This window comes from Streptomyces sp. NRRL S-378, from assembly GCF_000720645.1.
GTDB lineage: Bacteria > Actinomycetota > Actinomycetes > Streptomycetales > Streptomycetaceae > Streptomyces.
Genome location: NZ_JOBX01000023.1, coordinates 29,460 through 47,575 on the forward strand (window position 1 = coordinate 29,460; position 18,116 = coordinate 47,575).

Below are 18,116 nucleotides of genomic sequence, written 5' to 3' on the forward strand. Positions count from 1 at the left end.
GGGATGTCGCGCCTCCGGGAGGGGCCGGAACCGGCCCGACCCGCCGAGGCCTGAGGGAGGGCTTCACCGGCTGTACTCTCTGGCAGATGAGCACGCTGAATCTCGACGACTTCTCCGATCTGATCGAGCGCCCCGACGGGGGCGTCCGGCGTGATGCCGAGGAACGCCGTGAGCGCCTCGCCGTGCCGCCCGGGGCGCTGGGACGGCTCGACGAGCTCGCCGAGTGGCTCGCCGCCGCGCAGGGGCAGGTCCCGGTCAGGGCGATCGAGCGGCCCCGCGTGGTGCTGTTCGCCGCCGACCACGGGATCGCCGTCCAGGGGGTCTCCGCCCGGGCCGCGGCCACCGGTCACGAGCTGGTGCGGGACGTGCTCGACGGGTCCAGCCCCGTCGCGGTCCTGGCCGGCCGCTTCGGCGCCACGATACGGATCGTCGACGCCGGGCTCGACTGCGATCCCGGGCTGCTGCCCGAGGACGTCGTGGCGCACCGCGTCCGGCGCGGCAGCGGCCGCATCGACGTCGAGGACGCGCTGACGGTCGAGGAGGCGCAGGAGGCGCTGCGGCTCGGCGTGCGGATCGCCGACGAGGAGGCCGATTCGGGGACCGACCTGGTCGTCCTCGGCGACCTGAGCGTCGGCGGGACGACCGTGGCCGCGACCCTCGTCGCCGCCCTGTGCGGAACCGACTCGTCGGTGGTGACGGGCCGCGGCGGCCGGCCCATCGACGACCTGGCCTGGATGCGCAAGTGCGCGGCGATCCGCGACGCGCTGCGCCGGGCCCGTCCGGTGCTGGGCGACCAGGTCGCGCTGCTGGCGGCGGTCGGCGGTGCGGACGTGGCGGCCATCACCGGATTCCTGCTCCAGTGCGCGGTGCGCCGTACGCCCGTCATCCTCGACGGTGTTGTTTCGGCCGCGTGCGGACTGGTGGCGCAGCGGGCCGCTTTCCGGGCTCCGGACTGGTGGCTGGCGGGTCAGGCGAGCGGCGAGCCGGGTCAGGCGAAGGCACTTGACCGGATGGCGCTCAACCCCGTGCTCGATCACGGCGTCACAGTGGGGGAAGGCACCGGGGCATTGCTGGCTCTTCCCCTCGTCCAGGCGGCCGCCGCACTCGCGGCGGAGCTTCCTGAACGGGCGGCGGAGGAGCCGACGGAATGAGCCGCCGGGGGCCGCGGTCCTGACCAGGCCGTGGTCCCCGACCGCACCATCACGGACAGCGACGCCCCATATGATCGCTTTTTATGGGAGAGGTCCGTTTGACCAGCGCAGAGACCGACCGCACCGCCGTACCGGCGACCGGTCCGTCATCCGGCAGGAAAGAGACCGGCGCAGACCCCGCCGGCAAGGCGGCGGGGGGCGGCCGGGAGACCGGTCGGGGGAGCACCCGCTCACAGCGCGGTGCCGCCTTCGCGGTCTGGTACCTGCGCGTCGTCACCTTCATCAACTTCCTCAGCGCGGTGTGGGTTTCACTCGGGCAGGACCTGCGGCGCCACAACATCGAGGACTTCTACACCCCGTACATGCTCACTGCGGGCTTCGCGTCGGGCCTGTTCACGCTGCTGCTGGCCGTCACCCTGGGCCGCCGCAAGCGCGCCTCCTGGATCCTGAACCTCGTCCTGAGCGGCCTCCTGGCCCTGCTGCTCGCCTACGCCCTCTTCGCGTACGAGGAGATCCGCGAGCACCCGCAGAACTGGGTCTCGCTGGCCCTGACCACCGCCTTCACGGGCGCCCTGCTGCTGGGCCGCCGCGAGTTCTACGCCAAGGGCGACCGCTCCAACCCGGCCTTCGCCGCCGCCGTCGCCGCCGTGGGCCTGCTCGTCACCTCTCTGGTCGCGGCCCTGCTCGTGGGCGCCGCCAACACCGCCCCGGACGGCTCCGACGTCTCCTTCCTCGAACGCTGGAAGTACGGCGTGATGCGGCTGATCACCCTGGCCCCCGACGACCGGGCCTCCGCGGCGATCACCCCGCCCGGCTGGGTGGACGTCGTCATCAACGTCATGTCGATGCTGCTGCTCCTCGCCGTGCTGTTCGCCGCGTTCCGTTCGCGCCGTGCCGTCGACCCGATCAGCGAGGAGGACGAGGAGCGGCTGCGGGCGCTGCTGGCCCGCCAGGGCGACCGCGACTCGCTCGGCTATTTCGCGCTGCGCCGCGAGAAGTCCGTCATCTGGTCCCCCACCGGCAAGGCCGCCGTCACCTACCGCGTCGTCGGCGGGGTCTCGCTCGCCTCCGGCGACCCGATCGGCGACCCGGAGGCCTGGCCCGGCGCCATCGATCCGTGGCTGGCCGAGGCACGCGAGCACGGCTGGGTGCCGGCCGTCATGGGCGCGAGCGAGGAGGCCGGGCAGATCTACGCCCGGCACGGCCTGGACGCACTGGAGCTCGGCGACGAGGCGATCGTGGAGACCGCCGACTTCACCCTGGAGGGCCGTGCCATGCGCACCGTCCGGCAGGCCTACAACCGCGTCAAGCGGGCCGGGTACACGGTCCGCATCCGCCGCCACGCCGAGATCCCCGCCGAGGAGATGGCCGAGCTGGTGCGCCGCGCCGACGACTGGCGCGACGGTGCCACCGAACGGGGCTTCTCCATGGCGCTGGGCCGGCTGGGCGACCCGGCCGACGGCCAGTGCGTGATGCTGGAGTGCACCGACGGCAACGGCGATCTGCGGGCCGTGCTGTCCTTCGTGCCGTGGGGCCCCAAGGGCCTGTCGCTGGACCTGATGCGCCGGGACCGGGACTCCGAGAACGGCCTGATGGAGTTCATGGTCATCGAACTCCTCGAACGCTCCAAGGAGATCGGGGTCACCCAGGTCTCGCTCAACTTCGCGATGTTCCGGTCGGTCTTCGAGCGCGGGTCCCGGCTCGGCGCCGGTCCGGTGCTGCGGATGTGGCGCTCGCTGCTGAGCTTCTTCTCCCGCTGGTGGCAGATCGAGTCCCTCTACCGGGCCAACGCCAAATACCGGCCGATCTGGGAACCGCGGTTCATGCTCTTCGAGAAGAGTTCGGACCTGCTGCGGATCGGTGTCGCGGCCGGACGGGCCGAGGGCTTCCTGGAGGCCCCCGGCCTTCCGAAGTGGCTGCACCGCAGACACCTGGAGACCCGCCGTTGACAGCGCGGAACAGCAGCACCCCACTGCGGCGGTTCGCCCGCCGCGAGTGGGGCCCCATGTTCTGGACCGTCCGGGACGCCCTCGTCCGCGACAAGTGGCGGGCGATCCCGATGACCCTCGGCGCGGTCTGCCTGACGTCGGTCTTCCAGATCGTGCAGAACACCTCGTGGGGCTTCCAGCCGGTGCAGGACCTCGGGTCGGTCAAGGCCGTCGACCCGTTCTGGCTGGCCCTGCTGCGCACTCCCCTGTCGCTGTTCGTCCCGGCCCTCGACCTGCCGGTGTGGGGGGCGCTCGCGCAGATGCTGCTGGTGTTCGGCATCGCGGAGATCTGCATCGGCTGGTGGCGCACGCTGGTGATCGGCTACGCCGCCACCCTCGCCGGGACCACGTACGCGCGGATCGGCGTCGCGCTGGGCCCCGAGCACCCCTTCGGGCTGCCCCTCTCCGACCGCATCGTCAACGACACCGGGCCCTCGGCCGCGGTGGTCGGCCTCGCCATCTACCTCTGCTGGCGCTACCGGGCGTACCTGACCGGCGCCCTGGTGATCCTCGCGATGATCGGCGAGGTCCTGATCAAGAACAACCTCGCCGGCAAGGAGCACCTGGCGGCCATCGCCGTCGTCATGGCCGTGTGCGTGGTCCGGGCTCACTGGGGTCCGGTGCGCTGCCGCGTACCGCTGGGGCAGGGCCCTCCGCCCTGATGCCCGTCCCGGCAGGCCGTACCGTATCGGGGTGACGACAGACCTCGGGCGGTTCGCCCCCACCCGGCAGTGGATGCGGGCCCATCCGCTGGCCACCGACGCCGTGCTGGCGTTCGGCGCGCTCGTCGCCATGGTCGTCGGCTCCTTCGCCGACCCGCACGGCCCGCACGGGCCCACCTTCGGGACCCGCACCCCCGAGCCCTTCTCCCTGCTGCTGATGCTGCTCGGCTCGGCCGCGCTGGTGTTCCGGCGCCGGCAGCCGATCACCGTGCTGGCGGTGACCTGCGGGCTCTCGCTGCTGGAGCTGACCACCGGGGAGCCGCGGGCGCCCGTCGCGATGTGCACGGTGATCGCCCTGTACACGGTGGCGGCCCTCACCGACCGGCCGACGACCTGGCGGATCGGGCTGCTCACCATGGCGGGCCTGACCGGTGTGGCGATGCTCGCCGGGCCGCTGCCCTGGTACGCGCAGGAGAACCTCGGGATCTTCGCCTGGACCGGCATGGCCGCGGCCGCCGGGGACGCGGTGCGCAGCCGGCGGGCCTTCGTCGACGCCATCCGGGAGCGGGCCGAACGGGCCGAACGGACCCGCGACGAGGAGGCCCGCCGACGGGTGGCGGAGGAACGGCTGCGGATCGCCCGGGACCTCCACGACGTGGTGGCCCACCACATCGCCCTCGTCAACGTGCAGGCCGGGGTCGCCGCGCACGTCATGGACAAGCGCCCGGACCAGGCCAAGGAGGCGCTGGCGCACGTACGGGACGCGAGCCGGTCGGCGCTGAACGAGCTGCGGGCGACCGTGGGCCTGCTGCGGCAGTCCGGTGACCCGGAGGCGCCGACCGAGCCGGCGCCGGGGCTGGGCGTCCTCGACGAGCTGGTGGACACCTTCCGGCACGCAGGGCTGCCGGTGGAGGTGATCGTCCAGCTGGACTGCGGTACGGGGCCGCTGCCGGCCGCGGTGGACCTGGCGGCGTACCGGGTGATCCAGGAGGCGCTGACGAACGTGCGCAAGCACGCGGGGCCGGGGGCGCGGGCCGAGGTGAGCGTGGTCAGGGTCGGCCCGTCGGTGGAGGTGACCGTGCTCGACGACGGGGGCACGGAGCCCGTCGACACCGAGCCGGGCGGTGGCCACGGGCTGCTCGGGATGCGCGAGCGGGCCTCCGCCCTGGGCGGCTCCTGCTCCACGGGCCCCCGCTTCGGCGGCGGCTACCGCGTCCACGCCGTATTGCCGTGGGCCTGACCGCCGGCCGGCCCCACCTCGCCCCGAACTCTGGCTACGGGCAGGTTTTGCGCCATGCGTCGAGGTCGTACCTCTTCTGCAGGGAGCTCAGTTTCAGCTCGCGCGAGCGTTTGCAGAAGCGCGACGTGGACAGTTCGTACTCCGCGTGGAAGACGGCCTTGCCGGCTTCGATGAAGGGGGTCAGCCGCTCGCACTCGTCGTACTGCGCGCACTGCTCGTTGACCGCGAAGTCGAAGTCCCCGACGAGCTGCGGGATCTGGTCGAGGTCGTTCTTCAGGCCGACGGCCATGCCCCGGTCGTGGGCGAGCTTCGCGATCAGCCGGTTGTAGCGCAGCTGGTCGTCGGCGGTGAGCGGGAAGCCCGAGGTGTTCTGGTAGCCGTCCATGTTGTCCGGTTCGACCGCGTCGAAGCCCTTGTCCCGGCACATGTCGAACCGTTTGGCCATCAGCGGTTCCAGCTCCGCCACGCGCCGGATGTCGAGCCAGCGCTCCCCCTCCCAGCCGTTGCCCTTGCCCAGGAGGGCTCGCGGGAACGCTTCTGCGTCCGGCCGGAAGTCCTCCCAGGCGCCCGTGGAGAGGTAGCAGATGGTCTTGCGGCCGGCCTTCTTCAGCTCGGCGACCTGCGCCTTGGTGGTGTTGAAACCGTCGATGTCGTAGACCGGTGCCTTCACGGAGGTGTCGAGCCTTCCGGTGAGCTGCCACTGCCAGCCGGTGCCGGGCGGGGGCTGCCAGCGTTGTCCGGGGGCGAGTTCCGGCCAGCGGTGCGGTGCGTCGTCGCCCTCGTCGTCCGGTCCGGACGTGCAGGCGGCGAGCAGCAGGAGGGGCACGACCAGCAGGAGCCGCAGCGGCCGCAGGGCCCTCATTCCGCTGCCTCCAGTGGGTACGGGAGCGTCCCCCACGGGTGGGGGCCGCTCCCGGGGACGGCGCAGTGCACGCCCGCACCCCGCTGGGCGGCCAGTTCCCCGGCGAGCCGGGCGGCGAGCTCGCCGGGAGGGACGCCGTAGACGAGGTGGCAGAACCGCTGGGCGGGGTGCTCGGTCGTCCAGGGCGGTGGCGCAGCCGCGTCCCGGTAGGCGTCCCAGGGGCCCTCGAAGGTGACGAGCAGGTCGGCGAGTTCGGCGTAGCCGGGATGCGGGTGGGCGCCGTGGTTGAGGACGAGGGTGCGGGCGCCCGCGGCCCGGGCGGCGACCGTGAGCCGCCCGTAGTGCGGGAGGAGTTCGGGGTCGGCGGAGGCCTGGTCGAGGAAGGCCCCGTCGCTGGCGTACCAGTCGCGGTGGCGCAGGAGGTCCTGCACCACTGCGGTGTGCGGGCGCCGCCCGTAGTCGGTGTCGACGTATCCGAGTACGGGTACGCCGGCCTCCCGGAGCCGCTCGGCGACGAGGGCGAACCGCTCGTCGCGGGCGGCTCCGGGCCCGCTGTCGGGGTTGAGCACCACCGAGTGCAGCCGGTCCGCGGAGCGGATGAGCCGCTCCCAGGCCTCGGGCCGTTCGGCGGGATGCTCGTACAGGGGCACCAGCAGCATGGGGTCCTTCTTCTCTTCCGTCTCGTCCGTCTTGTGCGTCTCGTGCGTCTCGTGCGTCTCGTGTTTCACCGGTGGGCGGTCGCCCGGCCGAGGAGCAGGCAGACCAGGGTGGCCAGTGCGGCGGCGGCCGTGCCCGCCACGACCAGCTGGACGACCCGGGGCTGGCCCAGCCCGGTCAGCAGGGCCAGGCTCTGGGCGACGGCGGCCGAGGCGCAGACCACGGCGGCGGGCCGGACGGCGCCGAAGGACTGCAGGAGCAGCCCGCTCCACATCACCGCGCCGAGCAGCAGCAGGGTGGCGACGCGGACTCCGGTGAGGCCGGGGGCGCCGGGCCACAGCAGGGTTCCGGTCAGGCCGAGGGCCAGGAGCACCGCCAGGTACACGCCGAGGCAGCGGAAGAGGGTGGCGAGCATCCGGTGCCGGAACTGCCGGGGTGAGCGGGCTCCCCGGAGCCCGGAGAGGCTGCCGCTGCGGAAGCGGTGCAGCAGCCATTCGGCGGGACCCATGCTGAGGGTGAGGGCCACCGCCGAGGGTGCTGCGACGGCCTCGGCGGGGCCTCCCGCGAGGACCTCGCCCAGGGCGGCGTAGAGCACGAGGAGGCCGGTTCCGAGGCCGAACACGCCGAAGGGCACCGAGTCCCCGAGCCGGGGCCCGCGGGGCGTGTACTCCTCCTCGGCCCCGCGCAGCATCTGCCAGCGCACGGGGCCGACCCGCGCGGGGCGGCGGGCGGACCGGTCCCGGAGCCGGTGCACGGCCGTCCGGAGCCCGTCGGCCAGCGGGAGTTCCCGTACGGCCAGGGCGCAGGCGGCCAGCAGGGACACCACGAGCAGGGCCACCCGTACCGGTACGGGCAGGTCGACGAGGAGCACGGTCACGGCCCCGGCGGCCATCGGGGCGAGGGCGGCGAGGAGGACCCGCTCCCGGCCGAGGACCAGCAGGACGGTGGCGGCTCCGACGTAGAAGGCCTGTCCGGCGGCGAAGACGTAGGAGAACGGCGGCCCGCCGGGCACGGACAGCGCCGCGGCGGTGCCCAGCAGGGCTCCGACCGGGGCGCCGACGAGCAGGGTCCGCCCGGCGGCGGCCCGGTCGCCGAGGCCGAGCCAGGAGTAGGCGCGGTGGGACAGGGTCTGGTCCCAGACCCAGCCGATGAGCGCGCCGGCGAGCAGGGTCAGCGTCCCGGCCGGCAGGCCGAGACGGTCCTGGGGGCCTTCGAGGAGCGGCGCGCCCAGGAGGTAGGCCAGGCCGGGCAGGGCGAAGATGACCCCGCGCAGCAGGCAGGCGGTGAGGGGGACCTTCCAGGGGTCGGGGGCGGGCCCCGGCTCCGGGAAGGAGCGGGGCACGCGGGTGTAGAGCTCCTCGGCGAGCGCGAAGGAGTCGTGGCGGCCGTAGGTGAGCCGGATGTACTCGTCCGTCATGCCGTCGGATTCGAGGACGGCGGCGATCTCGTCGGGGTGGACGGCGGAGGCGATGAACGCGTCGAGGCGTTCGGCGAGTTCCTCCATCGGGTCGGCGGCGGGTCCGGGGTCCCCGGCGCGCTGCCGGGGGACCGCCGGGAGCGTTCCGGAGTCCGGGCCGGAGCCCGGACCGGGGGGTTTGAGCCAGAGGGATCCGCTCACCAGACCCTGCCTTCCCCGGACTCCGCCTGGGGGCGTCCCATCGCCGCGAGTTCGCGGTACCAGGGGTCGGCGAGCCGCTGGGTCCAGGCGTCGCCCGCGTGGACGGGCAGGACGGGCTGGCCGGCGAGTTCCCGGTAGATGTGCCGGAAGCCGTCGACGGACTGGTGGAGGGTGAACTTCTCCACGACCCGCCGGCGGGCCATCCGGCCGAGTTCGGCGCGGCGCGCGTCGTCGCGGAGCAGGGCGAGGGTGGCGCGGGCCATGGTCTCTGGTTCGCGGGGCGGGACGACCAGGCCGGTGTCCCCGACGGCCTCGCGGACCCCGCCGACATCGGTGGAGACGGTGGTGCGGCCGCAGGACATGGCTTCGATGATGCTGAAGGGGAAGCCCTCGCTGATGGAGGAGAGCATCACGATGCTGCCGGCCGCGTAGGCCCGGGCCACCTTCTCGATGCGTCCCTCGTAGGTGATCCCGTCGGTCACGCCGAGTTCGGCGGCGAGCTTCTCCAGGCGGAGCTTGTAGTTCTCGCAGCCGGCCGGGACGGGGCCGAAGAGGCGCAGCCGCAGGGCGGGCATCTCCTCGCGCATGAAGGCGTAGGCCCGGATCAGGGTTTCGAGGTCCTTGATCGGGTCGATGCGGCCGCACCAGCTGAGGGTGGGCACCTCCGGTTCGGGGCCGGCCTCGGGGAAGGCGTGCGGGTCCACGCCGTTGTAGACGGTGCGGATCCGTTCGGAGTCGGCGCCCCCGCGTTCCTCCCAGCGGCGGTTGTACTGGTTGCAGGGGGTGATCAGGTCGGCCTGGCGGTAGCCCTCGGTGTTGAGCTCGCGGTAGAAGCCGAGCATGAGCGCCTTGACGGGCCAGCGCTGTTCGGCGGTGCGGTAGCCGAGGTAGCGCTCGCGCAGGTAGATGCCGTGCTCGGTGAGGAGGAAGGGCACCCCGTCGAGGTGTTTGGCGGCGAGGGCCGGCAGGGTGGCGAGGCCGCTGCTGACGGCGTGGGCGACGCTGTCGGGCGGGATGCGTACCGCGAGCGGGCGCAGGGCGTGCTCCAGCAGGTCGGTCGCGGTGAGGGCGTCGTGGATGGTGGGCGCGGCCTCGGCGGTGGAGAGGCCGCGCCGGGTCCAGACGTTCATCAGGAGGCGCAGAACCGATTCGGAGCGCAGGGCCGGGGCGAGTTTCCCGGCGCGGGCCAGGACGGCCAGTTCGCGCAGGGCCTCGGAGAAGGTGCGGTCGGCGGGGTCGGCCGACGGCTGGAGCAGGGAGAGCAGGAAGCTCTCGTAGACCTGGGTGAAGCGGCGGTGGGCCCTGCCGCGCAGGGCCGACCGTCGGCCACGTCCGGGCGGTGGGCCCCAGAGCGGGACGGCCGTGTGCCGGTAGACGTTGCGGGGCAGTTCCCAGGTGACCGGCTCGCGGCCGGAGCCGGTCAGGGCTATGACGTTGAAGTCGACCTCCGGCATGCCGCGGACCAGCTGGTCGCACCAGGTGCTGACGCCCCCGTGAACGTGTGGATAGGTGCCTTCGGTGAGCATGGTGACATGACGCCCATGACTCATGCGGTGTGTCCCCCCAGGACGGAAAAGGGGCCGGCGCCCGTCGGGATCGCGGAGCGCCGGCAGTAGGTGTTACCAGTGGTGGCCGTGGCCGGTGGGTCAGCTGGGCAGCTTGAGCGTGACGGCGCTCTGCAGCAGCTCGGGGCCGGTCCAGGCGGAGCGGTTGCCGGCGTAGGCGGTGCCGAAGTCCGACGAGCCGAGCAGCATCTGCTTCTTGGTGCCGTTGGGGGCGGTGACCGGGGCGACGACTCCGGACGGCGCCTTGATGGTGACGTCGTTGCCGATGCGGTAGGCCGTGACCTTGCCGTCCGCGAGCGCCTTGTCCCAGGCGGCGCGGCGCTGGAGCTCGACGCCGGTGTCCTTCATGCTCTGGTTGACGATCGGCGCGCTGGGCGCGTAGAGGGTGCGGTAGGTGTCGAGGACCTGGTTGAGCACGGGGTAGAGGGTGCGGTCCTCGGCGAGGTTGGACTGGTGGACGTAGTGCGGCCGCGGGTCGTTGGCCAGGACGTGCCGCAGGGCGGTGCGGGCCTCGGCCGGGACGATGTGGTCCAGGTAGCCGGTGTTGACGTCCAGCGGCGCCGGCAGACAGGTGGAGGTCGCCGGGTTGTCCTCGCAGATGCCGCTTCCGCCGTGGGCGCGGCTGGTGTAGATCCAGTTGTACTCGTCGGCCATCTCGGCGTTGGTGCCCGTGTTGTAGTACACGTTCATGGGGTGCCGGGGGACGGTGAGGGTGGAGCCGATCGCCCGCTGTGCGGGCTCGCGGGAGTTGTCGCTGCCGGCCCACTTGACCCCGTTGTCGGCGAGGGCGCCGGCCAGGTTGGGGTTGTCCACGGGCTGCTGCGGGGCGGTCTTGAGGCCGGAGTGCTCGCCGGTGACGAGCTCCGACCTGTCGAGGGTGATGCCCTTGGAGGCGGCCCAGTTGTTGTTGTCACGGATCTGCGCGGAGATCTCGGCGCGGCTCATGTACTGGATCGCGCCCTGGGCGTTCTTCGTGCAGGTCCAGGGGGTGACGGCGGTGTTCTGGACGCAGCCGAGGAACGGGTGGGTGTAGGTGTGGTTCATCCACCGGTACTTGGCGCGGTCGGCGACGAGCTGGGCGGTCAGCGCGTCGACGCCGCCGTTCTCGGCCTTCCATTCCTCGCCGGCGCCGCCGTTGAAGAGCATGTCGAGCTTGAAGTTCTTGGAGGTCTGCCACTGCGCCGCGTACACGGCGTCGGCGGCGCTCATCCGGATGGTGCTCTCCTTGCCCTCGCCGCCCGCGCAGGCGTAGTCGCCCGGCGTGCAGTTCAGGTCCTTGTTCCACCGGGCGTCGGGGGCGAACACGTCGTCGACGTGGACCGCGAAGTAGTTGCGGCTCTGACCGAGGTGCACCCCCTGGGTCAGCCAGTCGACGATGCCGCGGGCGAGCAGCCGGAACTGCTGCTGGTACTGGTTGTAGCCGAAGGTGACGACCAGCTCGCTGCGTCCGTCGTGGACGTACTCGCCGACGAGCGAAGCCCGTCCGGAGCCGACGGGGGCGTCGACGAAGCTGGTGTAGCCGGGGCGCGGCTTGCCCATGTAGCCGTAGCTCTCGGGGACGAGGGCGGAGTTGTCCTCGAAGGTGACCTGTCCGCCGAGGTAGGCGAAGGGGCCGGCCTTGCCGGCGGTGGTGACGGCGGCCTGGGTGCCGTCGAGCTGTCCGCTGTATCCGCCGTTGTCGGTGTATTCCAGCCCGACGCCCGGGTGGGCCCAGGTGTAGGCGTCGACCTGGCGGATTCCGTACGCCGTCTCGTACGCGGTGAGCGCGGCCATCTCGGCGGAGCCCTCGCCGAAGGGGTTCTCGTTGGGCAGGACCACGCCCTGGTACTTGGCGCGCGGCCGGCCGTCGACGGTGTCGCTGAGGAACGCCGCGTTGATGACCGGGCGGCTCGCGCTGCCCAGCTGGACGCGGGTGAAGGGCACTCCGGTGTCCCGGAGCTCCGCGGTGATGGCCTCGACCGAGCTGCCGCCGTCGTCGACGACGAGCACCTTGAGGTCGATCCGCGGTGGTGTCGCGGCCGCCTGCGCGGTCGCGGCGGGTACTGCCACGGACACCAGGGCGGCCGCGGCCATGACGGCGGCCAGCCTGTTCATCCGGTTCTTGTTGACCATTTCGGCCTTTCCCCCCGCAGGCGTCCCTCGACGCGGCCCTGGGCGGTGTGCCGGGCCGTGGGAGGCTCTGTGGAAATCATGCAAAGGGACCCCGCGTCCCCTTGCGAGAGTGGACCGAGTCTTTCGGACCTCGTCAGGTCTACGAGGCAAACCTGGAGCAGAGTCCACGGATGGGTGAACCTGGTGGCTGCTTGATCGAACACCTTGCCAAACCTTCGAGTGGCGTACGGGCGAGTCGGTGCGCGTAGGCTCCTTCCAGGCGGCCGTCGGGCCCCGAATACGATCGCTACGGATGGCCGTCCACCCACTCGGCCCACACACACAAACGGAAGCGAGACTTCACCACCGTGACTGCTCTGACTCTCAGCACTGCCGGCGCGGCGACGCTGCGCGCCGACGCCCTCGTCGTCGGTGTCGCCAAGGGCCCCAAGGGCGCGATCGTCGCCGCGGGCGCCGAGGCCGTGGACAAGGCGTTCGACGGCAAGCTCGCCGGTGTCCTCGACGCCCTCGGCGCCTCGGGTGCCGAAGGCGAGGTCACCAAGCTGCCGGCCCCGGCGGGCCTCAAGGTCCCGGTCGTGCTGGCGGTGGGGCTCGGCTCCGTCCCCGAGAAGGACGAGTCGTTCGACGAGGAGGTACTGCGCCGCGCCGCCGGTGCCGCCGCCCGCGCGCTGCACGGCAGCAAGAAGGCCGGCTTCGCCCTCCCGCTGGAGGACGCCTCCGCCGTCACCGCCGTCGCCGAGGGCGCGCTGCTGGGCGCGTACGCCTTCACCGCCTACCAGGGCGGCGAGAAGAAGGCCGGCAACGGCAAGGACTCCGGTCCGAAGCAGCCGCTCGCCGAGGTGGCCCTGCTGGGCGCCAAGCCCCGCGACAAGGAGCACAAGGCCGCCGCCGAGCGCGCCACGGTCGTCGCGACCGAGGTCAACGTCGCCCGCGACCTGGTGAACACCCCGCCGAACGACCTGACCCCCGAGGCCTTCGCCGCGGTCGCCTCCGCGGCCGCGAAGGAGAACGGCGTCAAGGTCCAGGTCCTGGACGAGAAGGCTCTGGTCAAGGGCGGCTACGGCGGCATCATGGGCGTCGGCAAGGGCTCCGAGAACCCGCCGCGCCTGGTGAAGCTCACCTACACGCACCCCAAGGCGGAGAAGACCCTGGCCTTCGTCGGCAAGGGCATCACCTACGACTCGGGCGGCATCTCCCTGAAGCCGGCCGGCCACAACGAGACGATGAAGTGCGACATGGCCGGCGCCGCCGCCGTCTTCGCCTCCGTCGTCGCGGCCGCGAAGCTGGGTCTGCGGGTCAACGTGACCGGCTGGCTCGCGCTCGCCGAGAACATGCCGTCCGGTTCCGCCACCAAGCCCGGTGACGTCCTGCGCATGTACAGCGGCAAGACCGTCGAGGTCCTCAACACGGACGCCGAGGGCCGTCTGGTCCTCGGTGACGCGCTGACCAAGGCCTCCGAGGACAACCCGGACGCGATCGTCGACGTCGCCACCCTGACCGGCGCCATGGTGCTGGCCCTCGGCGACCGCACCTTCGGCATCATGGCGAACGACGACTCCTTCCGCACCGCGATCCACGAGATCGCGGAAGAGGTCGGCGAGTCCTCCTGGCCGATGCCGCTCCCCGCGGAGCTGCGCAAGACCATGGACTCCCCCACCGCCGACATCGCGAACATGGGTGTCCGCATGGGCGGCGGCCTGGTGGCCGGCCTCTTCCTCCAGGAGTTCGTCGGCGAGGGCATCACCTGGGCCCACCTCGACATCGCCGGCCCGGCCTTCCACGAGGGCGCGCCGCACGGCTACACCCCCAAGGGCGGCACCGGCTCGGCCGTGCGCACCCTGGTGCGGCTGGCCGAGCGCACGGCCACGGGCGACCTGGGCTGACGCACCCGGTGTGACGCGTGCCGCACCCCGGGGCCCGGTCGGGTCCCGGGGTGCGTTCTGCCGACAACGAAATCCGTAGGTTTCTACGCAGCGGTAACCCTCGCTTCGGAGAGAACGCCCTCTCACAACGTGGGCCCGGCGTCCCGCGTTCCCCCGACAAATGCGAAGATGGGTTCTCGGCAGGACAGGGCCCCCACCACAGGGCCGAAGAAACAGCGGCCGATTACCAGCCGCCGCCCGGTCACAGAGGACCGGTGCCCGGCGCACATGCATGGAGGACGTGACGTGGCGAACGACGCCAGCACCGTTTTCGACCTAGTGATCCTCGGCGGTGGCAGTGGCGGTTACGCCGCGGCGCTGCGCGCATCCCAGCTGGGTCTGGACGTTGCCCTGATCGAGAAGAACAAGCTCGGCGGCACCTGCCTGCACAACGGCTGCATCCCCACGAAGGCTCTGCTGCACGCGGGTGAGATCGCGGACCAGGCTCGCGAAGCGGCCCAGTTCGGCGTGAAGGCCACCTTCGAGGGCATCGACATCGCGGGTGTGCAGAAGTACAAGGACGAGGTCATCTCGGGCCTGTACAAGGGCCTGCAGGGCCTGGTCGCCTCCCGCAAGGTGACCTACATCGAGGGTGAGGGCCGCCTTTCCTCGCCGACCTCCGTCGACGTGAACGGGCAGCGCATCCAGGGCCGCCACATCCTGCTGGCGACCGGCTCCGTGCCGAAGTCCCTGCCGGGCCTGAACATCGACGGCAACCGCATCATCTCCTCGGACCACGCGCTGGTCCTGGACCGCGTGCCCGAGTCCGCGATCGTCCTGGGCGGCGGCGTCATCGGCGTCGAGTTCGCCTCGGCGTGGAAGTCCTTCGGCTCCGACATCACCGTCATCGAGGGCCTCAAGCACCTCGTTCCGGTCGAGGACGAGAACAGCTCCAAGCTGCTGGAGCGCGCCTTCCGCAAGCGCGGCATCAAGTTCAACCTCGGCACCTTCTTCGACAAGGCCGAGTACACGGAGAACGGCGTCCGCGTGACGCTGGCCGACGGCAAGACCTTCGAGGCCGAGGTGCTGCTGGTCGCCGTCGGCCGCGGCCCGGTCTCGCAGGGCCTGGGCTACGAGGAGCAGGGCGTCGCGATGGACCGCGGCTACGTCCTGGTCGACGAGTACATGCAGACCAACGTGCCGACGATCTCGGCGGTCGGCGACCTCGTCCCGACCCTCCAGCTCGCGCACGTCGGCTTCGCCGAGGGCATCCTGGTCGCGGAGCGTCTGGCCGGTCTCAAGACCGTCCCGATCGACTACGACGGTGTCCCGCGCGTCACCTACTGCCACCCCGAGGTCGCTTCCGTCGGCATCACCGAGGCCAAGGCCAAGGAGATCTACGGCGCGGACAAGGTCGTGGCCCTCAAGTACAACCTGGCGGGCAACGGCAAGAGCAAGATCCTGAAGACCGCGGGCGAGATCAAGCTCGTCCAGGTCAAGGACGGTGCCGTGGTCGGCGTCCACATGGTCGGTGACCGGATGGGCGAGCAGGTCGGCGAGGCCCAGCTGATCTACAACTGGGAGGCCCTCCCGGCCGAGGTCGCGCAGCTCATCCACGCGCACCCGACCCAGAACGAGGCGCTCGGCGAGGCCCACCTGGCCCTGGCCGGCAAGCCGCTCCACTCGCACGACTAGTTCGTCCGGGCGCGACGACCACTTCCGCACTTTCGTAAGGAGCAACAGAAACCATGTCGGTTTCCGTAACCCTTCCGGCGCTCGGCGAGAGCGTCACCGAGGGAACTGTCACCCGCTGGCTGAAGGCCGAGGGCGAGCGCGTCGAGGCCGACGAGCCGCTGCTCGAGGTCTCGACCGACAAGGTCGACACCGAGATCCCGTCGCCCGTCGCCGGCATCCTGGCCTCGATCAAGGTCGCCGAGGACGAGACCGTCGAGGTCGGCGCCGAGCTGGCCGTCATCGACGACGGCTCCGGTGCTCCGGCTGCCGCCGAGGCTCCGGCCGCCGAGCCGGCTGCCGCTGCCGAGGCCCCCGCGGCCGCTCCGGCCCCCGCCGCCGAGGCCCCCGCGGCCCCGGCTCCGGTCGCCGAGGCCCCGGCCGAGGCTGCCGCCCCGGCCGCCTCCGGCACCGATGTCGTGCTGCCCGCGCTGGGCGAGTCCGTCACCGAGGGCACCGTCACCCGCTGGCTGAAGCAGGTCGGCGAGTCCGTCGAGGCCGACGAGCCGCTGCTCGAGGTCTCCACGGACAAGGTCGACACCGAGATCCCCGCGCCGGTCTCCGGCACGCTGCTGGAGATCCGGATCAACGAGGACGAGACCGCCGAGGTCGGCACCGTCCTGGCCGTCATCGGCGCCGCAGGTGCCGCCCCGGCCGCTGCCGCTCCGGCCGCCGCCCCGGCTCCGGCCGAGGCCGCCCCGGCTCCGGCCGAGGCCGCTCCGGCGCCCGCCGCGGCTCCGGCTCCGGTCCAGCCCGCCCCGGCCGCCGCTCCGGCTCCGGTCCAGGCTGCCGCTCCGGTCGCCGCTCCGGCTCCGGTGACCCCGGCTCCGGCCGCTGCTCCGGCCGCCGCGCCGGCGTTCGCCGGTGACGAGGCCGCGTACGTGACCCCGCTGGTGCGCAAGCTCGCCTCGGAGTCCGGCGTGGACCTGTCCGCGGTCTCGGGCACCGGTGTGGGTGGCCGTATCCGCAAGCAGGACGTCCTGGCCGCCGCCGAGGCCGCCAAGGCCGCCGCTGCCGCCCCGGCTCCCGCCGCCGCCCCGGCCGCCGCGAAGGCTCCGGCCGCCGCGGTCTCCGAGCTGCGCGGTCAGACGGTCAAGATGACCCGCATGCGCAAGGTCATCGGCGACAACATGATGAAGGCCCTGCACTCGCAGGCGCAGCTCAGCTCCGTGGTCGAGGTGGACATCACCAAGATCATGAAGCTGCGCGAGAAGGCCAAGGCCGGCTTCCTCGCCCGCGAGGGCGTCAAGCTGTCCCCGATGCCGTTCTTCGTCAAGGCCGCTGCCCAGGCGCTGAAGGCCCACGCGGTCGTCAACGCCCGGATCAACGAGGACGAGGGCACCATCACCTACTTCGACTCGGAGAACATCGGCATCGCCGTCGACTCCGAGAAGGGCCTGATGACCCCGGTCATCAAGGGTGCGGGCGACCTCAACCTGGCGGGCATCTCCAAGGCGACCGCCGACCTGGCCGCCAAGGTCCGGGGCAACAAGATCACGCCGGACGAGCTGTCGGGCGCAACCTTCACCATCAGCAACACCGGTTCGCGCGGTGCGCTGTTCGACACGGTCATCGTGCCCCCGAACCAGGTCGCCATCCTGGGCATCGGTGCCACGGTGAAGCGCCCGGTGGTCATCGAGACCGCCGAGGGCACCAACATCGGCATCCGCGACATGACGTACCTGACCCTGTCCTACGACCACCGTCTGGTGGACGGCGCGGACGCGGCCCGGTACCTCACCGCGGTCAAGGCGATCCTCGAGGCCGGCGAGTTCGAGGTCGAGCTCGGCCTCTGAGCCGAACGGCTTGTAACCAGCCTCACTGTCGGCGCCCCCGCCCGGGATACTCCCGGGCGGGGGCGCCGCCGTATTGTCTACGCATCAGGCCCCGCGTGACCCTGCACATCCACCAGGAGATGAAGCCCCGATGATCACCCCACCCGTCGTGCACTCGCTGCGCGAGCAGATCCGCGAGCACATCGTGGAGGGGATCGTCAGCGGGCGCTGGAAGCCCGGTGAGCGGATCGTGGAGCGGCGCATCGCCGTGGAGCTGGAGGTCAGCCAGACCCCGGTACGGGAGGCGCTGCGCGAGCTGGAGACGCTGCGGCTGATCGAGTCCGCGCCGAACAAGGGCGTGCGCGTACGGAACCTCTCCGCCGCGGACCTGGAGGAGATCTACCCGGTCCGGGCCGGTCTGGAGCAGATCGCCGCCGAGCTGGCGGCGCCGAGGCTGGCGGCGGACTGCTCGGCGCTGGAGCCGCACGTGGCGGCCCTGTGGGAGGCCGACCGCAGCTCGGACGGCACGGCACAGGTGCGGCACACGGTGGGCTTCCACCGGGAGATGGTGCGGGCCGCCGGGAACAGCGTGCTGCTGCACACCTGGGAGAGCCTGGGCATCGAGGTGTTCACGGCCCTGTCCATCCGCTGGCTGGGCACCGTCCAGAAGTCCTACGCGGAGGAGCACGAGGCGCTCGTCGAGGCCTTCCGCAGTCGCGATCCGGACATCGGTGTGCTGGTGAAGCGGCACGTCCTGGGGTGCGCACCCCGCGCCTGAGGCACCGTTCGCCCCGGTTTGACCGGGCACCGCGTGCCCGTTTTCCTGGCACGCGGTGCCGACTTTTGTCGGATCGACGTTTCTTCGTCACTTTTATTTGATCGATCATCGATCA

The 18,116-nt window shown here is 72.0% G+C and carries 13 protein-coding genes; 8 read left to right on the forward strand and 5 right to left on the reverse strand.

Annotated elements, in window-relative coordinates:
- Positions 1–95: 95 nt before the first annotated feature.
- From cobT to IH80_RS0117960, 4 genes are all read left to right on the forward strand, one after another.
- Positions 96–1,151, forward strand: coding sequence for a nicotinate-nucleotide--dimethylbenzimidazole phosphoribosyltransferase (gene cobT / locus IH80_RS0117945; protein ID WP_199819274.1), 1,056 nt, complete (start codon positions 96–98; stop codon positions 1,149–1,151).
- A gap of 83 nt (positions 1,152–1,234) precedes the next feature.
- Positions 1,235–3,100, forward strand: coding sequence for a phosphatidylglycerol lysyltransferase domain-containing protein (locus tag IH80_RS0117950; RefSeq protein ID WP_030961624.1), 1,866 nt, complete (start codon positions 1,235–1,237; stop codon positions 3,098–3,100).
- A gap of 56 nt (positions 3,101–3,156) precedes the next feature.
- A complete protein-coding gene (locus IH80_RS44770; protein WP_051809496.1) occupies positions 3,157–3,801 on the forward strand; it encodes a hypothetical protein in 645 nt (214 codons plus the stop codon).
- 73 nt (positions 3,802–3,874) lie between these two features.
- Positions 3,875–5,041, forward strand: coding sequence for a sensor histidine kinase (locus IH80_RS0117960; RefSeq protein ID WP_030961627.1), 1,167 nt, complete (start codon positions 3,875–3,877; stop codon positions 5,039–5,041).
- A 34-nt stretch (positions 5,042–5,075) separates the two neighbouring features.
- Here IH80_RS0117960 and IH80_RS0117965 read toward each other — a convergent pair whose 3' ends face one another.
- The 5 genes from IH80_RS0117965 to IH80_RS0117985 all read right to left on the reverse strand — a co-directional run bounded on the left by IH80_RS0117965 (position 5,076) and on the right by IH80_RS0117985 (position 11,855).
- Complete coding sequence (locus IH80_RS0117965; protein ID WP_030961629.1) at positions 5,076–5,903, reverse strand: endo alpha-1,4 polygalactosaminidase; 828 nt, start codon at positions 5,901–5,903, stop codon at positions 5,076–5,078.
- The gene (locus tag IH80_RS0117970; RefSeq protein ID WP_030961631.1) at positions 5,900–6,562 is read right to left on the reverse strand and encodes a spherulation-specific family 4 protein; all 663 of its coding nucleotides are present in this window, start codon (positions 6,560–6,562) and stop codon (positions 5,900–5,902) included. The genes IH80_RS0117965 and IH80_RS0117970 overlap by 4 nt, the downstream gene beginning before the upstream one ends.
- Positions 6,563–6,627: 65 nt before the next feature.
- The gene (locus tag IH80_RS0117975; RefSeq protein WP_030961632.1) at positions 6,628–8,178 is read right to left on the reverse strand and encodes a hypothetical protein; all 1,551 of its coding nucleotides are present in this window, start codon (positions 8,176–8,178) and stop codon (positions 6,628–6,630) included.
- The gene (gene pelF / locus IH80_RS0117980) at positions 8,175–9,728 is read right to left on the reverse strand and encodes a GT4 family glycosyltransferase PelF (protein ID WP_030961633.1); all 1,554 of its coding nucleotides are present in this window, start codon (positions 9,726–9,728) and stop codon (positions 8,175–8,177) included. The genes IH80_RS0117975 and pelF overlap by 4 nt, the downstream gene beginning before the upstream one ends.
- Before the next feature lie 96 nt (positions 9,729–9,824).
- Positions 9,825–11,855 carry a hypothetical protein gene (locus tag IH80_RS0117985; RefSeq protein WP_051809499.1) on the reverse strand — a complete coding sequence of 677 codons (2,031 nt, stop codon included), beginning with the start codon at positions 11,853–11,855 and terminating at the stop codon, positions 9,825–9,827.
- 347 nt (positions 11,856–12,202) lie between these two features.
- Here IH80_RS0117985 and IH80_RS0117990 point away from each other — a divergent pair, with 347 nt between their 5' ends.
- The 4 genes from IH80_RS0117990 (at position 12,203) to IH80_RS0118005 (ending at position 18,001) form a co-directional block, all read left to right on the forward strand.
- Entirely contained in the window at positions 12,203–13,738 is a 1,536-nt protein-coding gene (locus IH80_RS0117990) for a leucyl aminopeptidase (protein ID WP_030961635.1), read from the forward strand.
- 285 nt (positions 13,739–14,023) lie between these two features.
- Entirely contained in the window at positions 14,024–15,412 is a 1,389-nt protein-coding gene (lpdA, locus tag IH80_RS0117995) for a dihydrolipoyl dehydrogenase (protein ID WP_030765666.1), read from the forward strand.
- A gap of 53 nt (positions 15,413–15,465) precedes the next feature.
- Complete coding sequence (gene sucB, locus IH80_RS0118000; protein WP_030961638.1) at positions 15,466–17,244, forward strand: 2-oxoglutarate dehydrogenase, E2 component, dihydrolipoamide succinyltransferase; 1,779 nt, start codon at positions 15,466–15,468, stop codon at positions 17,242–17,244.
- Positions 17,245–17,377: 133 nt separating this feature from the next.
- The gene (locus IH80_RS0118005) at positions 17,378–18,001 is read left to right on the forward strand and encodes a GntR family transcriptional regulator (protein WP_030654838.1); all 624 of its coding nucleotides are present in this window, start codon (positions 17,378–17,380) and stop codon (positions 17,999–18,001) included.
- Positions 18,002–18,116: the final 115 nt, after the last annotated feature.

Coding starts and splice junctions, on each gene's coding strand:
- IH80_RS0117950 (WP_030961624.1), top strand. CDS start 1,235: ATGGGAGAGGTCCGTTTGACCAGCGCAGAGACCGACCGCACCGCCGTA.
- IH80_RS44770 (WP_051809496.1), top strand. CDS start 3,157: ATGTTCTGGACCGTCCGGGACGCCCTCGTCCGCGACAAGTGGCGGGCG.
- IH80_RS0117960 (WP_030961627.1), top strand. CDS start 3,875: ATGCGGGCCCATCCGCTGGCCACCGACGCCGTGCTGGCGTTCGGCGCG.
- IH80_RS0117965 (WP_030961629.1), bottom strand. CDS start 5,903: ATGAGGGCCCTGCGGCCGCTGCGGCTCCTGCTGGTCGTGCCCCTCCTG.
- IH80_RS0117970 (WP_030961631.1), bottom strand. CDS start 6,562: ATGCTGCTGGTGCCCCTGTACGAGCATCCCGCCGAACGGCCCGAGGCC.
- pelF (WP_030961633.1), bottom strand. CDS start 9,728: ATGAGTCATGGGCGTCATGTCACCATGCTCACCGAAGGCACCTATCCA.
- IH80_RS0117985 (WP_051809499.1), bottom strand. CDS start 11,855: ATGGTCAACAAGAACCGGATGAACAGGCTGGCCGCCGTCATGGCCGCG.
- sucB (WP_030961638.1), top strand. CDS start 15,466: ATGTCGGTTTCCGTAACCCTTCCGGCGCTCGGCGAGAGCGTCACCGAG.